Annotated in this window: 1 protein-coding gene; it reads right to left on the minus strand. The window is 44.0% G+C overall.

What is annotated here, in order from left to right:
* Nucleotides 1-30: 30 nt before the first annotated feature.
* On the minus strand, nt 31-954 hold the full coding sequence (locus tag AC1DA5_RS10550; RefSeq protein WP_003665461.1) for an IS30 family transposase: 924 nt from the start codon (nt 952-954) through the stop codon (nt 31-33).
* Nucleotides 955-1,055: the final 101 nt, after the last annotated feature.

Here is a 1,055-nt window from a genome sequence, read left to right on the forward strand (position 1 = left end):
GGCAGATTGCAAGAAATAACTTGAACGAATTTAGTGACGTAGATTAAGCAAGAAGATCTCGATTGGTGTATGCCAATTAAGACATTTAAGTGGCCGTGAATTCAGATACCAATTGATTTGAACCAGTTGGTAATCACTTAGTTCTTCAATGGCTTGTCCCTTGGGAATAAACCGTCGCAAAACTCGGTTACGGTTCTCATTACTACCGCGTTCATGTGGTGAATAAGCATGGGCAAAATAAACCGGAGTACCAGTTCGCTGCTCAATTGCCTGGTAGTTAGCGAACTCTTTACCATGATCTACGGTAAGCGTCTTGAGCTTGTCTTGAAGTTGACTAGCTAGTTCAAGTACGGCTTGAGTCATGGACTGACTGTCGCGACCATGGAGCCGTTTAACAATTGTCAGGCGACTCTTACGCTCCACAAAAGTAGCCACAGCTTGACCTTTACGTTTGCCAGAAAGTACGGTATCAGCTTCAAAGTGGCCGAACTCCTGGCGAGTTTCGACTTTATGAGAACGCTCCTCAATGGAGCGGCCGTGACTGAACGTACCACGCTTTTCTTTAGCGCGATGACGACGAATTCCATGATCAGGCAAATCGGGCAACTGTACATCAAGCCATCCTTGATCAATCCAGTTATAGACCGTCTTGTAGGCAATTCCAACTACATGGGCAACTTGTTCAGGGGACCACTTCTGGACTTGAATCTTTTCCTCGATCAAGTGTTTAAGGTTTTTAGTGAGCGAAGACTTCCGCCCCCGTTGACTAACCTTGCGTTCAAAGTCAGTTTGCGCTAGTTCAGCTTGATACTCACCGTTGAGCCGGTGAAGTTCGTTAAAGACTGTGGTTTTACTAAAGCCTAAGTAATTAGCGATGTATCGTAAGGAACGTCCTTCATTATGAAGCGTTTCAATGACAACGCGGTTCTGGAATGATAAAATAGTGGTGCCCATTAAGGTCCTTCTTTCTAATGGAATGTTGTGGTAACACCATTAAAGACCTTGATGGGTTTTTCTGTCTACTTAAATGTTCAACTTAAATTTTACAATCTGCC

The organism is Pauljensenia sp. C0254C2, from assembly GCF_056583835.1.